This window comes from Ornithinicoccus sp., assembly GCF_057176825.1.
Genome location: NZ_CM169976.1, coordinates 1,290,071 through 1,314,154, shown reverse-complemented (window position 1 = coordinate 1,314,154; position 24,084 = coordinate 1,290,071). Strand labels below are relative to the sequence as shown.

The window sequence follows — 24,084 nt, the reverse complement described above, 5'->3', positions numbered from 1 at the left end:
GGCTCGAGCGCTGATCCGATGTGCCTTGTCAACTCTGCCTTGCGGGGTGTGTCCCTTAGCGTGGTGGCATTCCCGGGGTGGCGTGGAGCTGCTGGTTAGGCGATGACCCGTCACCAGTCTGCCCTGTCTGCTCTCGTCAGTGAACTGCTCGAGGACCCCGACCTCGCTCACGAGGAGTTGTTCCGCCGGCTTCTCCAGGCCGGGCTCCAGGACCTCATCGATGCCGAAGCGTCTGTGAAGATCGGTGCTGACCGTTACGAACGCTCCCCGTCCCGCTCGACGCGCCGTAACGGCACCAGGGCAAAACGCCTGGCCACCCCTGCCGGGGAGCTGGATCTGGCGATTCCGAAGCTGCGGGCCGGGTCATTCTATCCCGCGCTGCTGCATCCTCGTCGCCGGGTCGACAAAGCGCTCTGGGCGGTGATCTGCACGGCCTGGATCGACGGCGTCTCCACCCGGAAAGTCGAGGATCTCGTGCGGGCGCTGGGCAACGAGTCCGGGATCAGCAAGTCCCAGGTCTCCAGGATCTGCGGCGAGATCGACGAGGTCGTCGCCGAGTTCCTCCACCGCCGCCTGGACCACACCTGGTTCCCCTACCTGTTCCTGGACGCGACCTATCTCGACATCCGCCAGGGCGGGCGCGTCGTCTCCCAGGCCGTCGTGGTCGCCACGGGCGTTGCCGCGACCGGTCACCGGGAAGTGCTCGGCATGGCGATCGGTGACGCGGAGACCACCGACTTCTGGACCGAGTTCCTCCGCAGCCTGCGCGAACGCGGACTGAAAGTCTCCACCCCCGCCGCACCCGAGGGCGTGCTTATGGTGACCAGCGACGCGCACTCCGGGTTGAAGCACGCGATCAAGGCAGCGCTGCCCGGCGCGTCCTGGCAGCGCTGCCGGGTCCACTTCGCTCGCAACATCACCCAGACGCTGGGCTCTGCGCGCTCCAAGCCCGTCAACGCCCTGGTCTCCACGATCTTCGCCCAGACCAGCCCGGAGACCGTCCGGGGCTCGTTCCAGCAGGTCACGGCATCGCTCGAGAGCTCGTTCCCGAAGATCGCGGTAATGCTCAAGGATGCCGAGTCGGACCTGACCGCGTTCGCAGCGTTCCCGATCGAGCACTGGCGCAAGATCTGGTCAAACAACCCCATCGAGCGCGTGAACCGCGAGATCAAGCGCCGCGCAGACGTGGTCCAGATCTTCCCCAACCGAGACTCCGCGACCAGACTCGTCGGGGCCGTCCTCCAAGACCAGCACGAGGAATGGCAGTACGGCGAACGCCGCTACATGAGCGACATCTCCCTCCGCCGCCTCGCCGACATGCTCACCACCGAAACCCCCGAGAACAACAGCCGGCTCCTCATGACCGCCTGACCCAAAAGCCACCACTCAAAGGGACTTGACCTCGATCCGCCGCAGCCAGCGCATCGCGAGGAGCAGGTCGGTCTGCTGGAAGGGCCCAGCGGCGATGACGAAGGCCGTCACGAAGGCGATGCCGAGGGCCCAGATCGAGGTCAGACGCTGGATCCAGCCCTGGGCCAGGGTCCGACGGCGGACCTGCATGAGGGAGGAGTCGAGCCCGGCGACTGGCGATATCCGGGAGTCTGCAACCATCGGCAGACCACTCTAGGTGCGCGGAGAGGGCGCCCCACAGCCCCAGACGTATACGTCACGAACGGCAGAATATGCCGTAGTACGTCTGTGACCAGCACGTTCTGAGGGTCGAGAGCTCATCCCTCGGCTCGGAGCGCGGGATGCAGATGCTCGCCCTCGATCGCGACCCGCGCCTGCGCGGCCGCGGCGGAGAGCGCGGAGGGGATGCTCTGTCCGCGCAGCGTCGCCGCCAGCAGACCGGCCATGAAGGCATCGCCGGCGCCGTTGGTGTCCACGACCTCGGCCGGCACCGCTGAGACCTCATGCCGCGTCCCGTCGGCCTCCAGGGCGATCGCGCCCTGCGCGCCGAGGGTGGAGACCGCGAGTCGAGGACCGCGTGCGACGCAGGAGGCAAGCAGCGCCCAGGCGTCGTCGGTCGCATCGGCGTTCATCAGCACGACCTCGGCGGCCCGTAGGAAGGGCTCATGGAACGCCGCGGTGCCGTCGTAGTCGTGCAGGTCGGTCCAGATGCTGGGGCGGCGCGGGGAGCGCTCGAGATCCCGGAGCACGGCGAGCCCCAGCTCCGAGAGGTCCAGCACGGCGACGTCGGCCGCGAGCGCCGACGCGGTGGCGGAGGAGACGTCGTCGGCCGACGGGGCCGACGGGGCCGCGACGTACAGGGAGACCCGCCCGTCCCGCGCCATGAGGTTCACATGCCTCTCGGTGCGCTCGCTCCCGACCGCACGCAGATCGACACCGGCACCGATCAGCAGCGCGGCGATCCGCCCGCCGTCCTCGTCGGCGCCGAGCGGCGCATGGAGCACCGTGGGGACGCCGAGAGCGGCGAGATGCGCCGCCTTGCCGGCCGACGTGCCGCCGACGGTGTGCCAGGCGCTCTCGGCGAACTGCATGTGCGGGACCGGTTCGGGAAGGCGGTCCAGGGAGATCAGGTGGTTCCAGGAGGCGGGACCGCAGACGACGACATGCGGGACCGGGTCAGGGGTGCTCATCGGACTATCAAACCCCATCACGGGAGGCGAGGATGCGGAAGCGTCTCTGCGTGACACGGATCGGACGGTCCGCGTCGAGCGCGAGCAGGCGCTCGGCCTCGAGATCGCGCACGATGCGCTCCGAGGAGACCTCCGGATACTGGGGATCGGTGCCGAACCACTCGTGGATCTCCTCGGCGTCGGCGCCGTCGACCTGCTGGGTGAGCAGATGACCTCCGGGGGCCAGGACCCGAGCGATCTCGCGCGGACCGATCGCCTCATGGCGGGGCATGACCAGGTCGCTGCACTGCCCGCGGACCCGGCCCCGGCAGGGCCCGGGGATGATCGTCGCGAGCTCCTGCGATCCGCCATAGCGCGGGCGCTCGAACTCCAGGATGTCGCCACGACTGGGAACGCAGCACGCCTCACCGGGCCAGACCGGCCGCCGGGCTACGGTCCCTCACCGCGCATGGCCGACTCAGCTGCCTCTCCGCTGGTCATCCAGCACCTGTTCAATCTCATCCGAAACCTCGTCCAGGAGGACCTGGAAGCCGGGCTCCTCGAGGGGGAAGTGGCCGCAGCCAGGAAGCATCACGACCCGGGTCTTGCCGTGAAGCCGACCAAGGTAGTCGAGGCTGAGCTCCGGCGTAGTCCAACGATCCTCGGCCGGATGCAACAGCACGACCGGTGGTCCTTGGTATTGCTCGGGTGGAATAGCCGGACCTGCCTCGAGGAACGAGCGGTACCAGCCCACCGGCATCGCGCCACCACCGCCGCACCGTGAACTGATCTGCGCGGTGAGGACGCAGAGAGGACCTCGACCAGACATCCGGCGCAATCTCGGCCGTCCCGATCCTTGCTGTGACGTCCATGCGCACCACGCTACGCCTGCGCAATGACCACACCACAGGCTGGGCCACCTCCGTGTCGTCGTGTGAGGTCGGCAGGCGCCCGGCTGGACCTCGACTATACGTTGAACCTGAACTCCACCACGTCCCCATCAGCCATGACGTAGTCCTTGCCCTCCATCCGGACCTTGCCGGCAGCCCTGGCCTCCACCATGGAGCCGGCGGCATCGAGGTCGGCGAAGGACACGACCTCGGCCTTGATGAAGCCGCGCTGGAAGTCGGTGTGGATCACTCCGGCAGCCTGCGGCGCGGTCCATCCCTTGCGAATGGTCCAGGCCCGGGACTCCTTGGGGCCTGCAGTCAGATAGGTCTGCAGGCCGAGGTTCTGGAATCCGACCCGCGCCAACTGCTCCAGGCCGGGCTCGGTGACGCCGACGGACTCGAGCAGCTCGGCGGCCTCGTCGGCCTCGAGCTCGGCCAGGTCCGCCTCGAGCTTGGCGTTGAGGTAGATCGCCTCGGCGGGCGCGACCAGGGCGGCCAGCTCGTCGTGCAACGCGGTGTCGGTGAGCCCGTCCTCATCGAGATTGAAGACGTAGAGGAAGGGTTTGGTCGTGAGCAGCCCGAGACCCTTGGCCAGGTCCATGTCGACCCCTGCGGCGGCCCCACCGACGAACAGGGTGGTCCCCTCCTCGAGCACCTTCTGCGCGGCGACCGCGGTGTCGAGGACGTCCTTGTCGGCCTTCTTGCCCTTGACCTCCTTCTCCAACCGCGGGACGGCGGTCTCCAGGGTCTGCAGGTCCGCCAGGATCAGCTCGGTGTTGATGGTCTCGATGTCATCCTTTGGCGAGACCTTGCCGTCGACGTGCACGACGTCGTCGTCGACGAACGCCCGGACCACCTGGCAGATGGCATCGGCCTCGCGGATGTTGGCCAGGAACTTGTTGCCCAGACCCTCCCCCTCGGACGCGCCCCGGACGATCCCGGCGATGTCGACGAAGCTCACGGGGGCAGGCAGGATCCGGGCACTGCCGAAGATCTCGGCGAGCCGCGTCAGCCTGGCGTCGGCCAGCGGCACGACCCCGATGTTGGGCTCGATCGTGGCGAACGGGTAGTTCGCCGCGAGCACGGTGTTCTTGGTCAGCGCGTTAAAGAGCGTGGACTTGCCGACGTTGGGCAGTCCGACGATTCCGATGGTGAGGGCCACGGGGACAGGAGTCTACCGCCCACGCAACGACCACCCGACCCACGGCATACCCACCTCGCTCCCCGCGCATCGCTGCTGATCAGAGCTCTGTCGGTGGCTCGTCATACAGTTGTTCGCATGACGGGGGTAGCCGCGTTGGAACCCAGCGATCGACCGGTGGAGGTCGAGGAGCTGGAGGTCCTGCTGGGGCGGCTGGGGGTCGCCGCTCCGGCACTGGACGACGCGGGGACGGTCGATCAGATCGAGGCACTGGAGCGCCTCAAGGGTGCCTGCGCTGGGGCGCAGGCACGGCTCACGAGGGAGTATGCCGTCAGGCGCCGGGAGGAGTTGCGCGGCAGCGGGGTGGGCGAGACCAACGCGACGCGGAGCATCGCGGCGGAGGTGGCGCTCGCACGGCGTGAGTCGCCGGTTCGCGGGCGCAGCCACCTGAGGCTGGCCCGGGTGCTGGTCGAGGAGATGCCCCTCACCTATGCGGCGTTGCAGCAGGGACGCATCACCGAGTTCGCCGCCACCCTGGTCGTGAAGGCCACGCAGGGACTGAGCACGGAGGACCGGGCGGCTGTCGACGCGAGGCTGGCGGACTCCCTGGGGTCGGTGTCAGAGACCAAGCTCGAGACGACTGCACGCTCCTACGCCTACGAGCTCGACCCCGAGTCGTTCGTACGCCGTGCCCGCAAGGCCATCGGGGATCGCCGGGTCACCATCCGTCCCGCACCGGACGTCATGGCCTACGTCACCGCGCTGCTGCCCGTGGAGGAAGGCGTCGCGTGCTACGCGGCGCTCACCCAGCGCGCAGACGCCTTGCGCGCGTCGGGCAATGAGCGGACTCGACAGCAGATCGCGGCAGACACCTTCGTCGAGCGCATCACCGGCCGCTCCCCCGCCGAGGGGGTCGACGTGGAGGTCCAGGTCGTCATGACCGACCGTTCCCTGTTCGCGGGCGCCGACACCCCATGTCGCGTGCCGGGGTTCGGGCCGATCCCGGCCGAGCTGGCCCGAGACCTGGCCCGCAAGGGCACCACCCGCGACGACGAGCCTGACGACGATCTGCGGGAGGTCGCGAGGGCATGGATCCGTCGGGTCTTTCTGTCGCCCGAGGACGACTCGGTGCGCGACATGGATCCAGACCGGCGCGTCTTCGGCGGCCGGCTGCGCCGCCTCGTGGTCGCCCGCGACCAGATCTGCCGGACCCCGTGGTGCGGAGCTCCCGTCCGGCACGCCGACCACGTCGTGCCCTACTCAGCAGGAGGCCGGACCCGCAAACGGAACGGGCAGGGGCTCTGCGAGACCTGCAACTACGTCAAGGAGACGCTCGGCTGGAGCAGCCGCGTGGTCCAGCGTGAGGACGGCACCGACCTCGTGGAGACGACGACGCCAACGGGTCATCGCTACTGCTCGACGGCACCGCCGGTGTTGGACGCGATGGAGCCCCTGGGCGCTGACTGGGACGACGCACGCAGCGACAGCGCCACGGTCGGAGGGCGACGGGTCCGGGGCGATCCCGTCACCGCGAGTAGGGACGGGCCTGGCGACGACGCAGGCCAACGGACCAGTGCCCCGTCGGAACTGCTGGACCCGTCTGTCGCAGACCTATGGGAGGCGCTCCGCGCCTGGCAGCAGCTCGTCGACCGGCAGGACGATCAGCCAGGACCGGGCGGTGGAGGCGACCTCTGCGGCAACCCCGACGAGGACGAGCTCCACGACATCTGGCGAGACGACCCGGGGCTGGCCGGGTAGCTGTAGGGACGACCCGGGGCCTTCCGCGTCGCCGCTGGCCAGCCGACACCGTTGCTGCACCTGTGGAGCTCCATGCACCTGTGGACAGAGCGGATGGGGCCCCTCGACTGTGGGACACCCTGGATGGACGATCGAGCCCAGGGAGGGACCATGGACAGACTGACAGTGGTGCAGGACGACGAGGGAGGGGCACCGAGCCCTCCGTCACGCTCCGGACAACCGTGGACGGACGAGGATTACCAGGCGCTGGTCGCAGCGGTGCGTGCCGGCAAGGACCTTGACGAGATTGCCGCGGCGGTCGGGCGGGGCCCTCGACCGGTCGAGCACCGCCTGGTCCGGATGCTGCCCGTCGAGGAGCGAGGGTGCCTCCTGGACCGAGTGCTCCCCACCATCCGGGACCATCTGGCGGACCCCGGCTACGACTGGCGGGCTGCCCTGCTGCAGACTCCGCCGCCCCGCCCGATCGTCCACGAAGAGAGGGTGCTGACGGGCTTCCCCGGTCTGGACGACGAGGATCTCGTGACCATCGCCGATGCCCTTCTGGCCCAGGCCACTCCACGGGCAGCAGACACCCTGGGTCGGCTCGACGAGCAGGTGGGCAGCTACCGGGTGTGGGACCGCGTCACAGAGCTCACGGCCGAGCGGGTGCTGCGTCGCCATCCCGACCTTCTCGACCCCCACGAGGCCTACGATCGTGCGGCCGTCCGGGTGTCCGAACTCCGCCGACTTGCCCTCTCTCCGCGTGGTGACGGCTACACCAGCACAGCACCCGGGGTATGCGGCCGCCGGAGCGGCGGAGGCATCGTCGATCCGTTCTAAGGATCCAGACCCACCTCAGGACCACCGCGACGCGTCACCCTGCGGGCTCGGGGCAGGTCTCACAGAGGGACCCTGGGTCCTCCGTCGGCGCCGTCACCTCGCCGGGTGTCGCCGCCCCAGTGGGTGTCGCCACCACAGGGGGTGTCGCCACCACGCCGTGGTGAGGAGATTCCCCTTCAGTCGCGTCGACGTCGCGGAGCGGGTTGGCCACCTCATCGGCCGGCAGCCTGGCCCAGACAATAGCGACCACGGCGACCACCGCGGGCACGGTGCCAGCGAGGATGAAGGTGGATCGCAGGCCGATCAACTCGGCGACCGGCCCGGCCAGCGCCATCGACACCGGCATCAGGGAGATCGAGACGAAGAAGTCCAGGCTGGCCACCCGACCCAACAGGTGCGGTGGGACGCGGCGCTGCAGGAGCGTGCCCCAGATGACCATCGGGGCGGAGAACATCACGCCGAGCACGAACGCCGATCCGATCACCTGCCAGATTCCGGACGCGAAGGCGATGACCACGAACGGCAGGCACCCCAGGCCCCACAGGAGGTTCATGATCGTCAGGTAGCGGCGGGGCATCCGCAGCGAGGCCATCGCCAGCGACCCGACCGCACCACCGACCCCGAAGCCCGCGAGGACCAGGGCGTGGTCTGCCGGACCACCGCCGAGGCCGTCCTTGAGGAGGAACGGGATGAGCACCTCGAGTGGGCCCATCATCACCAGGATCATCAGGGAGGCGAACACGAGGGTGGCCAGCAGCCACGGGGTGCGCACCATGTAGCCGAACCCCTCCCGGACATCGCGGACCGCCGCGGCCAGGGGGCTGCCGCCCCCGGTGGCTGCGAGGTCTCGGCGTACCGGGGTGAGCGGAACCGTCGCCAGGGCGAGCAGACCGACCAGCCCGATCACGGTGGCCAGGGCCATGGCGGCCCCGGGGGACAAGGCGCCGACGACCATCCCCGCGAGCGCCGGACCGGCGGCTTGTTGGATGGAGGGGCGCAACATCCCCTCGAACCCGTTCACCGCCATCAGGTCCTCCGGCGGCACCAGGGCCGGCAGCCACGCTGCATACGCGGGGTAGTAGAAGGCGAGCGCCACACCGCCGACGAAGGCGATGACCGCGAGGTGCCACAGCGCCATGAACCCAGTCAGGGACAACAGCGCCGCAAGAGCGAAGGTCGCCACGTGCACCGTCTCGACGGCGAGCAGGATGTGCTTCTGCGGCACCCGGTCGGCGACGACCCCGCCCAGGAGCGCCGGCAGCACCGTGCCGACGGCCGCCGCCGTGGTGACCAGGGACAGCTCCCGCGGTCCGCCGCCGAGACGGATGACCTCCCAGACCAGGGCGACGACCCACAATCCGGTGGTGAGCAGCGAGAAAAACAGGGCGAGCCCCAGGCGCCGGTAGGCAGCGTGCCGGAACGGTGTCAGCGCCCGCGGGAGCCGGGTGCCGGCCGCGGCGCGGTAGTCGTCCATGGTGTCTCCAGTGGTAACGCTCGCTCGGGATCGAGCCTGTCACCAGCCACTGACACTCTCAGGCCGGAAAGGTCATCGCTCCAGGCTCTGGGCAACGACGGGAGCCACCCGTTGGATTCCCCGTCCGTCCATCACGATCGTGTAGTGATTCACGTCCGGGACCTCCGTCATCTCGATCCCGGGGTGCGCGGCAAGCCAGTGCTCGCGTGCGGCCTCCGGGTAGAGCGGGGGCACCTCGTTCATCAGACCGCGTGGTGCGACCAACCAGGTCACATCGTGCCGCAGGCGGGACAGCGCGCGCAGCAGGGAATCACCGTCGACGAGTTCGCGGATGTCCTCCTGCAGGGCCGCGACCGCGGTGGCAGGCCGCAGGTGCGGCTCGTGCCCCACCAGGTCGTAGTCGACGTAGACCGCGGCCAGCTCGCTCCAGCAGTCCGCGAAGGCCGGATGCTGCCGGAAGAACTGTTGGTAGGACTCCCGGTCCGGGAACTCCATCTCAAGCCGGGCTGCCGCCGGGCCGAGGACGGCCTGGGCCAGTTGGTCCGGGCTCACCCCCTCGGGCGGGAGCAGCGGCATCCCCCCGTCGACCAGCACCAGGGAGCGGACCCGCTCCGGGTGCCGATCGGCCAGCACCAGAGCGACGAAGGCACCCATGGAGTGGCCGACCAGCACCGCCTGCCCCACGTCGAGCGCGTCCATGGCGGCCGCCACGTCGTCCGCGTGGGTCGGCATCCCGTAGGGCCCCGGCAACGTGCTGGAGCGGCCGCGGCCGCGCAGGTCCGGCGCGACGACCCGGACGTCCGGCAGCGCCTGCGCCAACAACGGCCAGGCCAGGTGACTGGAGGTGATGCCGTGCACCGCGACGACGGTCGGCGGGTCGGCGACGTCCGACCGCGGCTCCCACACCCCGACGCGCAGGGTCCCGCCGGGGACCGCGACGTCCTCCGTCCGGTAGCGGTCGCCGACCACGTCGGCGACCGGGGCCGACCGGGGATCCAGGCTCATGGAGTCTCCTCGTCAGTGCGTTCCGTGGCGCCCAGCGCCACCTCGATCAGGTCCATCAACGACTCGAACACCTCGTCCGGGACGCCGCTGGCGTGGGAGCCGGCGTCCTGCTCCCAGAGCACCCACCGCATACCGATCAGTTCACCGGCCCCCATCAGTGCCCACGCGGCCACAGTCGGGTCCACGTCGCGGACCTCGCCCTTGGCCTGGGCCGCCCGGAGCCCCTGGAGGTACCCCTCCACGATGCTCGAGTAGTGCTCCCGCATCGCTCCGGGGGAGACGAACTCGGCCTGCCGGATGATCCGGTAGAGGGCTGGGTGCTCGGCGGTGAAGCGGAAGAAGGCCCGGAACCCGGCGCGCTCGGCCGCGATCCGGGTGGTTGCCTCGGAGGAGGCGACCGACATGGCCTGGCGGACCCGGTGGTTCAGGTCCCGCACCACCTCATCGAAGACCTCGGTCTTACCCGGGAAGTAGAGGTAGAAGGTGCCGAGCCCGACGCCGGCCTCCTCGGTGATCTTCACGATCGACGCGTCGTGGTAGCCGAGCGTGGCGAAGACCTGCTCGGCGGCCGCGAGGATCTTGGCCCTGGTGCGGGTGCCGCGGCTGGTGCGGGGTGCCTGGCTCACCGTGCCTCCTGCTGGTCGTCGCGGGCTGCGTCCTCGTCGCGCACGGCCAACGCCAGTTCCCGCGCCAGCGGCCGACTCACCTTGCCGATGCCGACGTAGGGCAGGGCGTCGACGAAGCGGACCGCGACCGGCACCTTGTAGGTCGCGAGTTCTGTCCGGGCGTGGGCCAGGATCTCGGCGGCGTCGCCGGGCACCCCGGCGCGTCGCACCACCAGGGCCACGCCGACCTCGCCCCAGCGCGCGTCGGGGATCCCCACGACCGCCACGTCGGCCACGCACGGCAGCCGCCGCAACACCTGCTCGACCTCGGCGGGAGAGACGTTCTCGCCGCCGGAGATGTAGATGTTCTTCAGCCGGTCCACGATCCGCAGGTAGCCGTCGGCCTCCCGGGTCGCGATGTCACCCGTGGCCAGCCACCCGTCCCGGAAGGCCGCACGGGTGGCCTCCTCGTCGCGGAAGTACCCCGCGAACAGCCCTGGTCCGCGCACCAGGAGCTCGCCCGTGGCGGGCCCTTCCAGGTGCTCCCCGGTGACGGGGTCGGCCAGGGCGACATCGACGTGGGGATACGGCGTGCCTGCGTACCCCACCCGGGACTGCGCGTCCTGCGGCGGCACGCACAGCACGTTGGGCCCGGCCTCCGTCAGCCCGTAGCCCTGCGTCAGCGCCACCCCACGGGCGTGGAAGGTGCGCAGCAGGGGTGCCGGCATGGGCGCCCCACCCACGACTGCGCTGCGCAGCCTCGAGAAGTCGGTCGTGGCGAAGTCACGGTGCTCGGCCATCCGCAGGTACTGGGTCGGGACGGCCATCATCGTGGTGATGCCCCGCTCGGCCACGAGCCGCAGCGTCCGCCCCGCGTCGAAGGTCCGCTCCAGCACCACCGTCGCGCCGTGCCACCAGGCGAGCAGCGGCTGGATGTTCCAGCCCCCGGCGTGGAACTGCGGCAGCACCGCCAGGACCACGTCGTGCTCGGAGAGCCCGAGGATGCGGGACAGGGACAGGTTGGTCCAGTAGCAGGTGGCGTGGGTCAGCACAGCGGCCTTGGGCCGTCCCGCGCTGCCGGAGGTGAAGACCATGAGCAGCGGGTCGGAGTCGAGCACCGGTGACCGTATGCCGTGTGCCGGCCCCTCCTCCCGCGTGCGCCAGGGCGTGGGTGGGCCGGCCTCCACGCCTCCCTCCCCGAGGTGCGCGCACGGCAGGGGGACGACCAGTCGGCGCAACGCCTCGTCGGCCGCGGTGGCGAACTCCTCCTCCACCAGCAGGACGGCCGGGTCGGCCTGCTCCAGCTGGGACGCCAGCTCGGGTGCGGTCAGGCGCCAGGACAGCGGGACCAGGACCAGCCCTGCCTTGGCGCAGGCAAAGAACATGACGACGTGATCCGCGGTGTTGCCGGTGAGCGTGGCGATCCGGTCACCACGCCGGTAGCCAGCGTCCCGCAGCGCCGCGGACAGTGCCTCGGCCCGGCGCTCCAGCTCGCCGTAGGTCAGCTCCAGCCCACGGTCGACGACGGCCACCCCGTCAGGGCGCACCCTGGCACGGTCCGTGGGCCATCGGCCCAGTGTGTGCACCGTCTGTGCCTGCATCACGATTCCGCCACGACCTCGGAGATGGGAGCTTCATCATCCTCTCCCGGGCCGCCCTTTCCCTTCCCGCGGGCCATACCGGCTGCCCCGGCGATCCCGCCGGGCACGAACATCACGACCAGGACGAAGAGGGTGCCGAGGATGAACATCGGCTCCGACAGCGGGATGCGCAGCACCGCGGGCAGGTCCCGAATCCACTCCGAGGAGGCGAGCACCGCCAGGCGCTGGGTCAGCACGACATACACGACGGCGCCGGCGATCGCACCCCACCGGGACCCCACGCCGCCCAGCACCACCATCAGCAGGATCGAGATGGTGAAGTCGGCCGAGACCACGTGCGGGACGGCGCTGCTCTGCAGCAGGAGGTAGACCATCCCGACCCCGCCCGCGATGGTGGCGGCGACGACGAAGATGACCAGCTTGACGGCATACGGCCGCATGCCGAGCACCCGCACCCGCAACTCGTTCTCGCGGGTCGCCTCGGCGACGTGGCCGGCCCGGGACGACTGGACCCACACGACCAGCAGGTAGGTGAGCACGAGTGCCACCAGGGACAGCCAGTAGACGTTGCGGGTGTCCGCGACCCCCACCAGCCAGTCGGGCACGTTCGCCGTGGCCAGCGACAGACCCTCCTCGCCGCCGGTGACGTCACCGGGGTCCCGGCGGGCCAGCACCGAGCCGGCCTGCGCGAAGGCGAGGGTGACCATGGCGAACGGGATGCCGGTGACGCGCAGGCTGACCGCGCCGAAGACGTGGGCCAGCGCGACGACCGCCACCATGGTCAGGCCCATCGCGGGGAGCAGCGGGATGTCCCACTGGCGCAGGATGATGCCGAGTCCGTAGACCCCCGCCCCGAAGTAGAGGGCGTGGCCGAAGGAGAGCAGGCCCGCGACGCCGAGGAGCAGGTGGTAGCTGAGCGCGACCGCGGACATCAGCATCGCCAGGGCGAGCATGTGCAGGGCGCCGGGCTGGTAGGTCGGGCCGGGGAGGATTCCGGGCAGGCTGATGTTGAGCAGCGGCAGGCAGGCCATCAGGACGACGAGGAGCACGCCCCCGCCGTAGCGCAGGACCGTGGATCGTGCCGGGGTCGTGGTCACAGTGCCTTCCTCCCCATCAGACCGGAGGGCCGGGTGAGCAGCACCACCGCCAGGAGCACCACGACCGCGAGGTCGCCGGTGCCGTTCAGGTAGTAGTTGGCGAACTGTTGCAGGAGCGCCACCAGGACCGACGCGATGGCAGCGCCGGTGAGTGAGCCCAGCCCGCCGATGACGGTGACGATGAACGCGAAGATCAGCAGCGTCTGGCCGAGGACCGGCGAGACGTAGCCGAAGTAGTGCGAGGCGAGCACCCCGCCCAGCCCGGCGGCGGCGCCGCCGATGGTGAAGACGAGGGTGAAGGCGCTGCGCACGTCGATGCCGAGGGCGGTGACCATGGCACGGTTCTCCACACCGGCCCGGATGATCATGCCGAACCGGGTGCGCTTGAGGAACAGCACGATGGCCAGCAGGACCAGCACGGCCACGACGATGGAGACGAAGCGGTCGTTGGGCACCCTGGCACCCAGCACAGTGGTGACCTGATTGAGCCAGCCCGGTCCGCGCACGTAGGTCGGGTCGGTGCCCCAGATGCCGTCGAACAGCGCGACCGTGGCCAGGGCCAGCCCGACCGTGACGAGGACCTGCTCGATGTGCCGGTTGTAGAGGCGCTGCACCAGGAACCGCTCGGTCAGGGCCGCGAACGCGGCACCCGCGAGGGCGCCGACCAGCAGGGAGAGTGCGAACCCGCCCCAGGTGGTGGCCCCGACCCGTTGGGCGACCTCCCAGCCGAGGAAGGCCCCGAGACTGAGGAAGACACCGTGGGCGAAGTTGAGCACACCCATCAGGCCGTAGATGAGCGACAGCCCGGAGGCGACCAGGAAGTAGATGGCTCCCAGGCCCAGCCCGGTGATCAGCAGCAGGATGATGGTGTTCACGAGTCTTCCTCCTGCCCGCCGTGGACGCCGAGGAACCGCTGGGTCAGCCCGTCGTCGGCCAGGAACTCCGCGGCGTCCCCGTGGTGCACGCTGCGGCCGCCGGTGAGCACGACCACGTCACGGGCGAGCTCGCGCACCACCTTGAGGTTCTGCTCCACCAGCAGCACGGGCGCGACCTCGGCCGCGGTGGCCAGGACCCGCCCGACCTCCTGGACCAGGCGGGGCGCGAGGCCCTTGGTGGGCTCGTCGATGAGGAGCACCGCGTTGTCGTTGATCAGCACCCGGGCGAGCGCGACCATCTGCTGCTGCCCGCCGGACAGGGTGCCGGCCGCCTGCCCGCCCCGCTCCTTGAGCTCGGGGAAGATGTCGTAGACGAGGTCGTAGCGGTGCTCGACCCCGGGCCGTTCGGCGATCCGCAGGTTCTCGCTGACGCTGAGCGCGGAGAAGACCTCCCGGTCCTCGGGGACGTAGGCCACGCCCAGACGCGCCACCCGGTGCGGCTCGAGTCCGTCGATCCGTCGACCGGCGAGGGTGACCTCGCCGCTGCGCTCGATCAATCCCATGATGGCCTTGATGGTGCTGGTCTTGCCGACGCCGTTGCGGCCCAGGAGCGCGGTGACCCCGGTCGCGGCGACGTCGAGGTCGACGTGCTCGACCACCTGCTGCCCGCCTGCCCGCGCGGACAGGCCCCGCACCGTCAGGACCGACTCTGCCGTCGTCATACGGTCTCCCCCAGGTAGGCGCTCTGCACCGTGGGGTCGTCCATGACTGCCTCCGGCGTGTCCATCGCCAGCAGGGTCCCGAAGTGGAGCACGGCGACCTCCTCGACCAGGCCCAGCAGGACCTCCATGTGGTGCTCCACCATCAGCACGGTGCACCCGTGGTCCCGGTGCAGCCGGCCGATGATCGAGGTCAGCGCCGGGACATCGCCCGAGGCCACCCCCGCCATCGGCTCGTCCAGCAGCACGACGCTCGGGTCGGTCGCCAGCAGCATCGCGATCTCCAGCTTGCGCTTGTCGCCGTGCGGCAGGTCACCGGCCTTGTGGCGCAGTCGGCGGCCGAGCCCCACCTCGTCGAGCAGGTCCCGGGCCCGGGCGGTCGCGGCGTCCCCAGGCCGGGGGAAGCGGACGACCGAGAGCGCGCCACCCAGCTCGACCTGGCTGGCCAGCCGGACGTTCTCGAGCACCGACAGGCCGGGGAACAACGAGGAGGTCTGGAAGGTCCGACCGAGCCCGGCGCGCGCCCGTTGGGTGACGCTGTGCCGGGTGATGTCGTTGCCGCCCAGGTGGATCGTGCCTTCGCTGGGCGGACGCACCCCGGAGATCAAGTTGAACAGCGTCGTCTTGCCCGCGCCGTTGGGCCCGATCACCCCGACGATCCGGCCGCGTCCGACCTGGAACGAGACGTCCTGGAGGATTCTGGCGCCACCGATCTGCAGCCCCACGCCACGGACCTCCAGGGCCGGTGTCGCGGCCCCGGGGTCCGTCGTGGCGTCAGGGGTGTTGTCGGCGGCGCCGCCGACGGAGGTCACCGGCCGCCGGCCTCCGGCGGAGCGACGTCCGCGCCCGGGATCACGTCGACCAGCTCGGGCACCCAGGTGTCGCCGTCGGCCACGAGCTGTGCGGTGTACATGTCCTGGATCAGCGCATGGTCGCTCTCCCGGATGGTGTACTCACCCTTCGGCCCCTCGAAGGTCCATCCCTCCAGGGCGGCGATCATGCCGTCGACGTCGTCACCCTCGGCGATGGCGTGCGCGATCATCTGACCCGCGACGAAGCCGTCCGGGCTGAACAGGTCGGGAGTCTCGCCGGCCTCTTCGATGGCGGCGACCATCGCGTCGTTCACCTCGTTGTCCGGGGCGTCCGGGAAGTAGTGGTTGAGGAAGCTGATGTGCTCGGCCACCGGCCCGTAGGCGTCGAAGGTGACGCTGTCACCCAGGCCGGTCACCACGGGAGCCACGTCGAACACCTGCTGCTGCTCCAACGACTGCCACATGTTGGCCGAGGAGGCGCCCGCCCAGGCCACGAAGATCATGTCCGGGTCCGCCTGGACCAGCTGGGTGGCGAACGGGGTGAACTCGGTGGCGTCCTCGGGCACGAGCACGCTGCTCACGGTGGCACCCTCGGCCCCGAGGACCGCCTCCACGGCCGCGAGGTTCCCCTGGCCGAAGGCATTGTCCTGGGCGAAGACGACGACCTCCTGCCCCTCGCCCTCCAGGAAGGCGCCGGCGGTGGCCACGTCCTGCAGACTCTGGCGCCCGGAGCGGAAGGTGTATTCGTTGACACCGGTGACGCCGTCGACCGCGGCCGGGCCGGAGATGTAGAGGATCTCGTTCTGCGCGGCCTGCTCGGCCATCGCCATGGCGATGCCGGAGACGATGGTGCCGCCGAGGATCTGGTAGTCCTGTCCGATGAGGTCCTTGGCCGCCGCGATGGCGGTGTCCTGGTTGCCGGTGTCGTCGCGGTAGGTGACCTCGATCTCCTTGCCGTTGATGACGCCCGTGCCGTCGGTGGCGTGGTCGATCCCCGCCTCCAGGCCCGCCTTGTACTGGGCACCGTAGGCGGCCAGGGGGCCGGTCTCGGAGTAGATGATGCCGACCTTGACGGTCTCGGTCGGCTCGCCGCCGGCCTCGGCCGTTTCCGCGCCGCCGTCGCCGCCGTTCCCTCCGTCCCCAGAGTCGTCGGAATCGGACGGGGCGCAGGCGGACAGGGCGAAGGCCGTGACCGCCGCGAGGGCGATGAGGCGAGAGGAACCCACGGGAACTCCTTTGTCGGCGGGCGAACCTGAAAGGCGATTCAGGTTTCGGGATCAAGGTAGAGGCACTCCCGCCCCTCTGTCAACGCGGGGTGTCCTGCCCGGGTGTGTCGGTGGTCTCTGGGAGGGTCGGCGACATGGACATCGAGTGGGTGATCGTGCTCGCGGGGGCCGCCGCGGCGGCCGGTATGTCGTGCGGCTGGCTGCTGGCGCGTCTGTCCGGGACCGCCCGGCTCGCCCACGCCGAGGCGGAGCGCGACGTCCTCGCGGCGCAGGTGGAGGGCCTGCGCTCGGCCGACGAGGAGGACCGCCAGATCGCCTCAGAGCTGGCTCCGCTGCGCCGCACGCTGGACCGGGTGGAGCAGCAGGTGCAGACCCTGGAGCGGGACCGTCTCGAGCAGTTCGGGCTGGTCGGGGAACGGTTGACCGAGGTGGCCGGCTCTACGGCCGCTCTGCGGTCCGAGACGGCCACCCTGTCCGGGGCGCTCAACTCCTCGGGGGTCCGCGGCACCTGGGGTGAGCAGCAGCTGCGCCGCATCCTCGAGCACGCCGGGATGCTGGCCCGCTGCGACTTCGAGGAGCAGGTCAGCTCGGTCAGCGCCCACGGGGCCCGGATCCGCCCCGACGTCGTGGTGTGGCTGCCCGGTGAGCGGTCGCTCGTCATCGACAGCAAGGCGCCGATGACCTCCTTCCTCCAGGCGCAGGCGGACGACCTGTCCCCCACCGAGCGGCAGGCGCTGCTGCGCGAGCACGCGGCAGCGGTGCGCAGGCACGTGGGCGCCCTGTCCGACAAGGCGTACTGGAGTGCCTTCACCAGCGCCCCGGAGCTCGTGGTCTGCTTCGTCCCGAGCGACGCCGTGCTCGCGGCCGCCCTGCAGTCCGAGCCCGACCTGTACGACTACGCCCAGGCCCGCAAGGTGGTGCTGGCCTCGCCCGCGACGCTGCTCGCCCTGTTGCGGGCGGTGGCCTACGGCTGGCAGCAGCAGGCGCTCACCGACAACGCCCGGGAGCTCCTCGCCCTCGGGCAGGACCTGCACCAGCGGCTGGGCACCCTCGGCAAGCATGTGGGCGACATGGGAGGGGCCCTGCGTCGCTCGGTCGAGGCCTACAACAGGATGGTCGGCACCCTGGAGACCCGGGTCCTGGTCACCAGCCGCCGGATGCAGGAGCTCGGGGTCGCGGACACCCCGGTGCCGGCCGTCCCGGCGGTGGAGGAGACGCCGCGTCCGGTGACGGCGGCGGAACTGCTCCTCGGCGAGCTCACGGAGGTCGCCGACGCGGGCTCCGACCCTGACGAGGACATCGAGCACCAGGTGGCGACGCGGAGCACCTACTCCTCGGACGACTGGCGCAAGAAGGCCTGACTCTCAGTGCAGCGACCCGGCGTCGTGGCGGATCTTCGCCGCGTCCTTGCCGTCGCGCGCCTTCAGGTCCCGGCGGATCTCGTTGGGCAGCGCGAACAGGAGCGACTCCTCGGCCGCCGTCACCGGCGACACGTCCTCATAGCCCCGCTCGGCCAGCCAGTCCAGCACGTCGCGCACGAGTACCTCGGGGACGCTGGCCCCGCTGGTCACCCCGACGGTGGTGACGCCGTCCAGCCACGCCTCGTCGATCTCGTCGGCGTAGTCCACCAGGTGGCCGTCCCGGGCTCCGTGGTCCAGCGCGACCTCCACGAGACGGACGGAGTTGGAGGAGTTGGTGGAGCCGACGACGATCAGCAGATCGCACTCCGCCGCCATCTGCTTGACCGCGACCTGGCGGTTCTGCGTGGCGTAGCAGATGTCGTCACTCGGGGGGTCCTGCAGCTTGGGGAACCGCTCCCGCAGCCGACGCACCGTCTCCATCGTCTCGTCGACCGACAACGTGGTCTGGGAGAGCCAGACGACCTTGTCGGGGTCCCGCACCTCGACCCCGTCGACCTCGTCCGGGCTCTGCACCAGGATGATGTGCTCAGGGGCCTCGCCCGCCGTCCCCTCCACCTCCTCGTGGCCCTCGTGGCCGATGAGCAGGATGTCGAAGTCGTCCCGGGCGAACCGCACGGCCTCCCGGTGCACCTTGGTCACCAGGGGGCACGTCGCATCAATCGTCTTCAGGCTCAGCGACCGGGCCTCCGCGTGCACGGCGGGCGAGACACCGTGGGCGGAGAAGATCACCGTGGCACCCTCGGGCACCTCGTCGGTCTCCTCCACGAAGATGGCGCCCCGCTTCTCCAGGGTGCGCACGACGTGCTTGTTGTGCACGATCTGCTTGCGGACATAGATGGGGGGGCCGTAGAGGTCCAGCGCCTTCTCCACCGTCACCACGGCCCGGTCCACCCCGGCGCAGTAGCCGCGGGGGGCGGCCAGCAGGACCTTCTTGCCGGCCCCGGGGGTTGCCTCGGGCACGTTCACGGAGGTGGCCTGGGTGGGGGTGGTCATGCCTCCATGGTAGGCGGCGCGGTGCCGTCCGACCCAGCCAGGCGATGATGGGCAGATGACGGACTCCGCAGACATCACCCGCCCGAGCACCCCGCGAGGCCTCGCCGACCGGTACGTGCACGCCCTGGCCGACCTCGACCCCGGTGTGGCGACGGCGCTCGGACTGCGGCCGCACGACGACCGGGTGCCCGACTACTCCCCCGCGGGTCAGGAGGCGCGCGACGAACTGGACCGCGCGACCCTGCGGGCCCTGGACGACCTGGAGTCGGCCGCCGCCCCTCAGCGGCTCGACCCGCTGGAGCAGCGGTGCGCCACGCTCCTGCGCGAGCGGCTGTCGGTCCAGCTGGAGTGCTCGGCCGCCGGCGAGCACCTGCGGGCGATCCGCAACATCGGATCCCCGGCCCACGCCGTACGTCAACTGCTCACCATGATGCCCACCGCCACGCCCGAGGACTGGGCCTGCATCGGCCGCCGGATGACCCGCTTCCCGGAGGCCTACGCCTCCTACACCGCCTCCCTGGAGGAGGGCCTCCGGCAGGGGCTGCGCGCGGCACCACGACAGGTCGAAACAGTCATCGACCAGCTCGGGCAGTGGGTCGGCACCGCGCCCGGCGAGACGTGGTTCCACGACCTCGTCGCGGGCGGGCCGGAGGACCAGCAGGAGTCGCTGTCGGCGGCCGCCGACGCGGCGGTGACGGCCGTGGCAGACCTGCGGGACTACCTGCGCACGACCTACCTGGACGCCGTCGAGGGCACCCCGGAGGAGGCGGGTCGGGAGCGCTACCTGCTCAACGCGCGCCGGTGGATGGGCGCCGACCTGGACCCGGAGGAGACGTACACCTGGGGCTGGCAGGAGTACCTGCGGTTGAACGCCGAGATGGAGGAGCTTGCCGAGCGGATCCTGCCCGGCTCCAGCCCCGTCGAGGCGATGCGGCACCTGGACGAGCACGGACGGGCCGTCGAGGGCGTGGACGAGGTGCGGCAGTGGCTGCAGGACATGATGGATCGCGCCATCAGCGACCTGGACGGCACGCACTTCGACATCGCCGAGCCGATCCGCACCGTCGAGGCGATGATCGCCCCACCGGGCAGCGCGGCCGCCCCCTACTACTCCCGGCCCTCGATGGACTTCAGCCGACCGGGGCGCACCTGGCTGCCCACCATGGGCCGGACCCGGTTCCCGGTGTACGACCTGGTGAGCACCTGGTACCACGAGGGCGTCCCCGGACATCACCTCCAACTGGCCCAGTGGGTGCACGTGGCACCGCAGCTGTCGATGTACCAGACCTCCGTCGGCTCCTCCAGCGGTGCCACGGAGGGGTGGGCCCTGTATGCCGAACGGCTCATGGACGAGCTCGGCTACCTCGACGACGAGGAGCGCATGGGCTACCTGGACTGCCAGATGATGCGGGCCGTCCGGGTGGTGGTGGACCTCGGCATGCACCTGGGGCTGCGGATCCCGGACGACTCCCCCATCGCCCCCGGGCAGACCTGGACGCCCGCCCTGGCCGCCGAGTTCTTCGCCGCCCACTCGGGCCGGTCCCGGGAGTTCATCGAGTCCGAGATCGTGCGCTACCTCGGATGGCCTGGGCAGGCCATCAGCTACAAGCTCGGGGAGCGCGCCTGGCTCGCGGGTCGCGAGGCGGCCCGCGGGGCCCACGGCGAGGGCTTCGACCTCAAGGCCTGGCACATGGCGGCGCTCTCGCTCGGGGCGCTGGGACTGGACGACCTGGAGCGGGAGCTGGGCCAGCTCTGACGCGGCAGCCGGGCGTGTGGCTCAGGCGGCTTCGGCCACCGACTTGCGCAGGACCTCGGCGAGCTCGGCGGAGTGCGTCAGCGGCACCAGGTGGGTGGCCCCCGGGACGGTGATGACCGTCGAACGCCGGCAGTGGGCGCGGAACTGCCGTATGCCGATCCGCATCTGGTCGAACTGTCCGTTGACGAACACGACGGGACAGTCGACGTCGGCCAACAACTCCGGTCGGCAGTCGGTCATCACCGAGTCCCAGGCGTCCGCCAACGCGGGGTACGCCGCGTTGTCCGGCAGCAGGTCCGGCGGGGTGCCCAGCCGGGACATCACGCCGTTCATGCCACGACCCACCCGCTCGAAGCCCACCCGGGGCAGCGCCGCCGCGAAACCCTTGTAGACCAGGGCGGCCGGGCTGCGCGGGTCGGCGCTGGCCCCGACCAGCACGAGCGAGGCCAGACGCTCGGGGTACCGGGCGGCATACACCATGGCCATGTAGCCGCCCAGGCTGTGCCCGACCACGATCACCGGCTGCCCCGGCGCGGCACCCTCCACGGCCTCGCGGAGCACGACCATCGCCGCCCCGGTGCTGAACCGCTCCCCCAGCCTGTCCCCGTGACCCGGCAGGTCGGGGGCGACCACCTCGGCCTCGGGCACCAGCCCGGCATACCGGTCCCAGTGGCGGCCCGACATGCGGGTGCCGTGGACGAGGACCAGACGGGGGTTCACCCGCCTACGCTAACCCCTGTGAACACCGCCCGCCCGCTGCCCGCCACTGCCCGGGACACCACGGCCGAGGAGCCGTGGCCGGTGCGGACCCTGTCGATGAAGATCGCGGACTACGTCGACAAGATGTCGCCCCTGTGGGTCGAGGGGCAGATCGTGCAGCTGAACCACCGGCAGGGGATGTCCCGGGCCTACCTGACGCTGCGGGACACCGACGTGGACATGTCCCTCTCGGTCTCCATCCCGGTCAACGCGATCAACGCGATGCCCTCGCCGCCGCAGGAGGGTGCCCGGGTCGTGGTGCACCTCAAGCCCCAGTTCTGGACCAAACGGGGCACCCTCCAGATGGACGCCCGGCAGATGCGGCACGTCGGGGTGGGCGAGTTGCTGGCCAGGCTCGAGCACCTCAAGCAACTGCTCCGCTCCGAGGGGTTGTTCGACCCCGGCAGGAAGCAGGGTCTGCCGTTCCTGCCCCGGCGGGTGGGGCTGGTGTGCGGGCGCAACACCGCGGCCGAACGGGACGTGGTGACCAACGTCAGGCGCCGCTGGCCGGCCGCCGCGTTCGAGATCCGCCAGGTGGCGGTGCAGGGCCCGGACACGGTGCCGGGGGTCACCGCGGCCCTTGCCGACCTCGACGCGTTGCCGGAGGTGGACGTCATCGTGATCGCCCGGGGTGGCGGCTCGTTCGAGGACCTGTTGCCGTTCAGCAACGAGGCCCTGGTGCGGGCCGTGGCCGGCACTCGGACACCTGTGGTCAGCGCCATCGGTCACGAGACCGACACGCCGCTGCTGGACTTCGTGGCCGACGTGCGCGCCTCCACCCCGACCGATGCGGCCTCCCGGGTGGTGCCGGACCGGGAGGACGAGCAGGCGGGACTGCACGCCGCGGTCACCCGCGGACGGGGCGCCCTGGCCCGGCGGATCACGGTGGAGCGTCGGGCCCTCGCAGCGCTCACCAGCCGTCCGGTGATGGCCGACCGTGCGGCGATCCTGGACCGGCACCGCGCGGAGGTGTCCGCCGCCGCCCAGCGTGGCAGGAACGTGCTCACCGGACGGCTGGAGCGCGAGCACGACCGCGTTGTCCACCTCGCCCGGCACCTGCGCGCGGTCTCGCCGCAGCACACGCTCGAACGGGGGTATGCCGTGGTGCGGCACCCCGACGGCGTGATCGTGCGTGACCAGGCCGAGGTGGAGGTCGACGAACTGCTCCGGGTCACCGTCGCACAGGGCGACTTCGCGGTGCGTGCCGTCGGCTGATGTCGCTCGCCATCGGCGTCCGTGGCGATCGGCGGCTGAGGGTGCATGGATGTGTCCTCGTTTCGAGGACATCGCAGGTCAGGGCGCCCTGTGCGGTGGGTGCCGGGAGGCGCTGTGGTCGCCCGGGCCTGATCTCGCGTGTCACTTGGAGGGGGCTATAGGCCCCTTCATGTTCCACGCGAGACTGAGCCGGCTCGCGGAACCGCACAGTGGGCCCGCACCCCCCGGAAGGGGCGCCCTACGAGGCTGTCCTCGTTTCGAGGACATCGCAGGTCAGGGCGCCTGTGCGGTGGGTGGGGAGGCGCTGTGGTCGCCCGGGTCTGGTCTCGCGTGTCACTTGGAGGGGGCTATAGGCCCCTTCAGATTCCACGCGAGACTGAGCCGGCTCGCGGTGCCGCACTGTGGGCGCCGCCCACCGCGGGCGTCGCAGAGGCTGCGGGTGGTCAGGTCAGGTGGTCGAAGTCGCCGCGCGCCCAGCCGATGTGCCGGTCCGCCGAGCGACGCAGCACCTCCTGGGCGCCGGCGTCGATCGGGTTGCCGAAGTTGCCGATGATCCGGTCGAACTCCAGCGCGCCCAACTGGGTCGCGAGCCGCTCGACGACCCCGCCCGAGAGCGGGATCTTGTTGGGGTAGCTGCGCAGGAAGCCCACCGAGCTCCGGTCGGGATTGGGGAAGACCGAATCCCCGGCCAGGAGCACTCCGCGCCCGTCGGCGCCGTCGGCCCAGTGCGCCACTGTGCTTCCCGGGAAGTGGCCGCCCACCTGGATCAGCGTCAGACCCTGGGCGATCTCACGGGCGCCAGACCAGTACTCGATGACCGGATCGGGCCGCGCCACCCACTCCTGGTCCGCCTCGTTGACCAGGACCGGGGCATCGAGCGCGCGGGCCCACTCGACCTGGACCCCGAACATGTGCGGGTGGCTGGCGGCGATCGCCAGCACCGGCCCCCGCTCGCGGACCCTGGCGACGGTGGCGTCGTCGAGGTAGCCGGTCGGGTCCCACAGCAACGAACCGGCGGTGGTCGTCACCAGTTGGGAGGTCTGGTTGATCCCGACACCGGGCTCGACGGTGATCCCCACCAAACCAGGCTCGGTCTCCTCCCAACGCAGGCTGGCGCCCTGGGCGGACTGCTCGGACAGGTCGGTCCAGCGTTGGCCAGTGGCGGGCACCCACTGGCGCTCGTCGGCGCAGACCGCGCAGACGTCCGGGAGCGGCTCGGCGTGCTCGACGGCGCAGGTGGCACAGATCTTCATGGTTCCTCCGGTGGGGACGCGCACGGCGTCTCTGGGTGGCAGGGTCCTGATCCGACGCTACGTTCCCGAGCGTCGCGGTGCCCGGT

General features: G+C 70.8%; 23 protein-coding genes. 6 read left to right on the top strand and 17 right to left on the bottom strand.

Going from position 1 to position 24,084, the window contains the following annotated elements; translation table 11 throughout:
- The first annotated feature begins 102 nt into the window (after positions 1-102).
- Positions 103-1,371 carry an IS256 family transposase gene (locus AC1QRC_RS06820; protein WP_484206029.1) on the top strand — a complete coding sequence of 423 codons (1,269 nt, stop codon included), beginning with the start codon at positions 103-105 and terminating at the stop codon, positions 1,369-1,371.
- 15 nt (positions 1,372-1,386) lie between these two features.
- On the opposite strand, the gene AC1QRC_RS06815 is transcribed toward AC1QRC_RS06820, so the two are convergent.
- The 5 genes from AC1QRC_RS06815 to ychF all read right to left on the bottom strand — a co-directional run bounded on the left by AC1QRC_RS06815 (position 1,387) and on the right by ychF (position 4,631).
- Entirely contained in the window at positions 1,387-1,611 is a 225-nt protein-coding gene (locus tag AC1QRC_RS06815) for a hypothetical protein (RefSeq protein WP_484206028.1), read from the bottom strand.
- Between the two features lie 116 nt (positions 1,612-1,727).
- Positions 1,728-2,600: a carbohydrate kinase family protein gene (locus tag AC1QRC_RS06810; protein WP_484206027.1), complete on the bottom strand. Its 873-nt coding sequence runs from the start codon at positions 2,598-2,600 to the stop codon at positions 1,728-1,730.
- A 7-nt stretch (positions 2,601-2,607) separates the two neighbouring features.
- Complete coding sequence (locus tag AC1QRC_RS06805) at positions 2,608-2,871, bottom strand: hypothetical protein (protein ID WP_484206026.1); 264 nt, start codon at positions 2,869-2,871, stop codon at positions 2,608-2,610.
- Positions 2,872-3,057: 186 nt separating this feature from the next.
- On the bottom strand, positions 3,058-3,339 hold the full coding sequence (locus AC1QRC_RS06800; protein ID WP_484206025.1) for a hypothetical protein: 282 nt from the start codon (positions 3,337-3,339) through the stop codon (positions 3,058-3,060).
- 206 nt (positions 3,340-3,545) lie between these two features.
- Positions 3,546-4,631 carry a redox-regulated ATPase YchF gene (gene ychF, locus AC1QRC_RS06795; protein WP_484206024.1) on the bottom strand — a complete coding sequence of 362 codons (1,086 nt, stop codon included), beginning with the start codon at positions 4,629-4,631 and terminating at the stop codon, positions 3,546-3,548.
- Positions 4,632-4,748: 117 nt separating this feature from the next.
- Here ychF and AC1QRC_RS06790 point away from each other — a divergent pair, with 117 nt between their 5' ends.
- Entirely contained in the window at positions 4,749-6,368 is a 1,620-nt protein-coding gene (locus AC1QRC_RS06790; RefSeq protein ID WP_484206023.1) for an HNH endonuclease, read from the top strand.
- Between the two features lie 150 nt (positions 6,369-6,518).
- A complete protein-coding gene (locus tag AC1QRC_RS06785) occupies positions 6,519-7,187 on the top strand; it encodes a hypothetical protein (RefSeq protein ID WP_484206022.1) in 669 nt (222 codons plus the stop codon).
- Positions 7,188-7,221: 34 nt separating this feature from the next.
- On the opposite strand, the gene AC1QRC_RS06780 is transcribed toward AC1QRC_RS06785, so the two are convergent.
- The 9 genes from AC1QRC_RS06780 to AC1QRC_RS06740 all read right to left on the bottom strand — a co-directional run bounded on the left by AC1QRC_RS06780 (position 7,222) and on the right by AC1QRC_RS06740 (position 16,601).
- Positions 7,222-8,661 (bottom strand): MFS transporter, encoded by a 1,440-nt coding sequence (locus AC1QRC_RS06780; protein WP_484206021.1) that lies wholly within the window; start codon positions 8,659-8,661, stop codon positions 7,222-7,224.
- Between the two features lie 72 nt (positions 8,662-8,733).
- Positions 8,734-9,666, bottom strand: a complete 933-nt coding sequence (locus AC1QRC_RS06775) for an alpha/beta fold hydrolase (RefSeq protein WP_484206020.1) — start codon at positions 9,664-9,666, stop codon at positions 8,734-8,736.
- Entirely contained in the window at positions 9,663-10,292 is a 630-nt protein-coding gene (locus tag AC1QRC_RS06770) for a TetR/AcrR family transcriptional regulator (RefSeq protein ID WP_484206019.1), read from the bottom strand. Before AC1QRC_RS06770 ends, AC1QRC_RS06775 begins: the two co-directional genes overlap by 4 nt.
- Positions 10,289-11,818 (bottom strand): class I adenylate-forming enzyme family protein, encoded by a 1,530-nt coding sequence (locus AC1QRC_RS06765; protein WP_484206018.1) that lies wholly within the window; start codon positions 11,816-11,818, stop codon positions 10,289-10,291. Before AC1QRC_RS06765 ends, AC1QRC_RS06770 begins: the two co-directional genes overlap by 4 nt.
- A 53-nt stretch (positions 11,819-11,871) precedes the next feature.
- A complete protein-coding gene (locus AC1QRC_RS06760; protein ID WP_484206017.1) occupies positions 11,872-12,969 on the bottom strand; it encodes a branched-chain amino acid ABC transporter permease in 1,098 nt (365 codons plus the stop codon).
- On the bottom strand, positions 12,966-13,844 hold the full coding sequence (locus AC1QRC_RS06755; RefSeq protein WP_484206016.1) for a branched-chain amino acid ABC transporter permease: 879 nt from the start codon (positions 13,842-13,844) through the stop codon (positions 12,966-12,968). The genes AC1QRC_RS06760 and AC1QRC_RS06755 overlap by 4 nt, the downstream gene beginning before the upstream one ends.
- Entirely contained in the window at positions 13,841-14,566 is a 726-nt protein-coding gene (locus AC1QRC_RS06750; RefSeq protein ID WP_484206015.1) for an ABC transporter ATP-binding protein, read from the bottom strand. The genes AC1QRC_RS06755 and AC1QRC_RS06750 overlap by 4 nt, the downstream gene beginning before the upstream one ends.
- A complete protein-coding gene (locus AC1QRC_RS06745; protein WP_484206587.1) occupies positions 14,563-15,303 on the bottom strand; it encodes an ABC transporter ATP-binding protein in 741 nt (246 codons plus the stop codon). The genes AC1QRC_RS06750 and AC1QRC_RS06745 overlap by 4 nt, the downstream gene beginning before the upstream one ends.
- Before the next feature lie 68 nt (positions 15,304-15,371).
- On the bottom strand, positions 15,372-16,601 hold the full coding sequence (locus AC1QRC_RS06740) for a substrate-binding domain-containing protein (protein ID WP_484206014.1): 1,230 nt from the start codon (positions 16,599-16,601) through the stop codon (positions 15,372-15,374).
- A gap of 134 nt (positions 16,602-16,735) precedes the next feature.
- Between AC1QRC_RS06740 and AC1QRC_RS06735 the strand changes: the two genes are divergently transcribed.
- On the top strand, positions 16,736-17,962 hold the full coding sequence (locus AC1QRC_RS06735) for a DNA recombination protein RmuC (RefSeq protein WP_484206013.1): 1,227 nt from the start codon (positions 16,736-16,738) through the stop codon (positions 17,960-17,962).
- Positions 17,963-17,965: 3 nt separating this feature from the next.
- Here AC1QRC_RS06735 and AC1QRC_RS06730 read toward each other — a convergent pair whose 3' ends face one another.
- Positions 17,966-19,015 carry a 4-hydroxy-3-methylbut-2-enyl diphosphate reductase gene (locus AC1QRC_RS06730; RefSeq protein ID WP_484206012.1) on the bottom strand — a complete coding sequence of 350 codons (1,050 nt, stop codon included), beginning with the start codon at positions 19,013-19,015 and terminating at the stop codon, positions 17,966-17,968.
- Between the two features lie 55 nt (positions 19,016-19,070).
- On the opposite strand from AC1QRC_RS06730, the gene AC1QRC_RS06725 reads away from it, so the two are divergent.
- Entirely contained in the window at positions 19,071-20,771 is a 1,701-nt protein-coding gene (locus tag AC1QRC_RS06725) for a DUF885 domain-containing protein (protein ID WP_484206011.1), read from the top strand.
- Positions 20,772-20,792: 21 nt separating this feature from the next.
- Here AC1QRC_RS06725 and AC1QRC_RS06720 read toward each other — a convergent pair whose 3' ends face one another.
- Positions 20,793-21,491 carry an alpha/beta fold hydrolase gene (locus tag AC1QRC_RS06720; protein ID WP_484206010.1) on the bottom strand — a complete coding sequence of 233 codons (699 nt, stop codon included), beginning with the start codon at positions 21,489-21,491 and terminating at the stop codon, positions 20,793-20,795.
- An 18-nt stretch (positions 21,492-21,509) separates the two neighbouring features.
- Between AC1QRC_RS06720 and xseA the strand changes: the two genes are divergently transcribed.
- Positions 21,510-22,745, top strand: a complete 1,236-nt coding sequence (gene xseA, locus AC1QRC_RS06715; RefSeq protein WP_484206009.1) for an exodeoxyribonuclease VII large subunit — start codon at positions 21,510-21,512, stop codon at positions 22,743-22,745.
- Between the two features lie 443 nt (positions 22,746-23,188).
- Here the strand turns inward: xseA and AC1QRC_RS06710 are convergent, their stop codons facing one another.
- Complete coding sequence (locus AC1QRC_RS06710) at positions 23,189-23,998, bottom strand: MBL fold metallo-hydrolase (protein WP_484206008.1); 810 nt, start codon at positions 23,996-23,998, stop codon at positions 23,189-23,191.
- Positions 23,999-24,084: the final 86 nt, after the last annotated feature.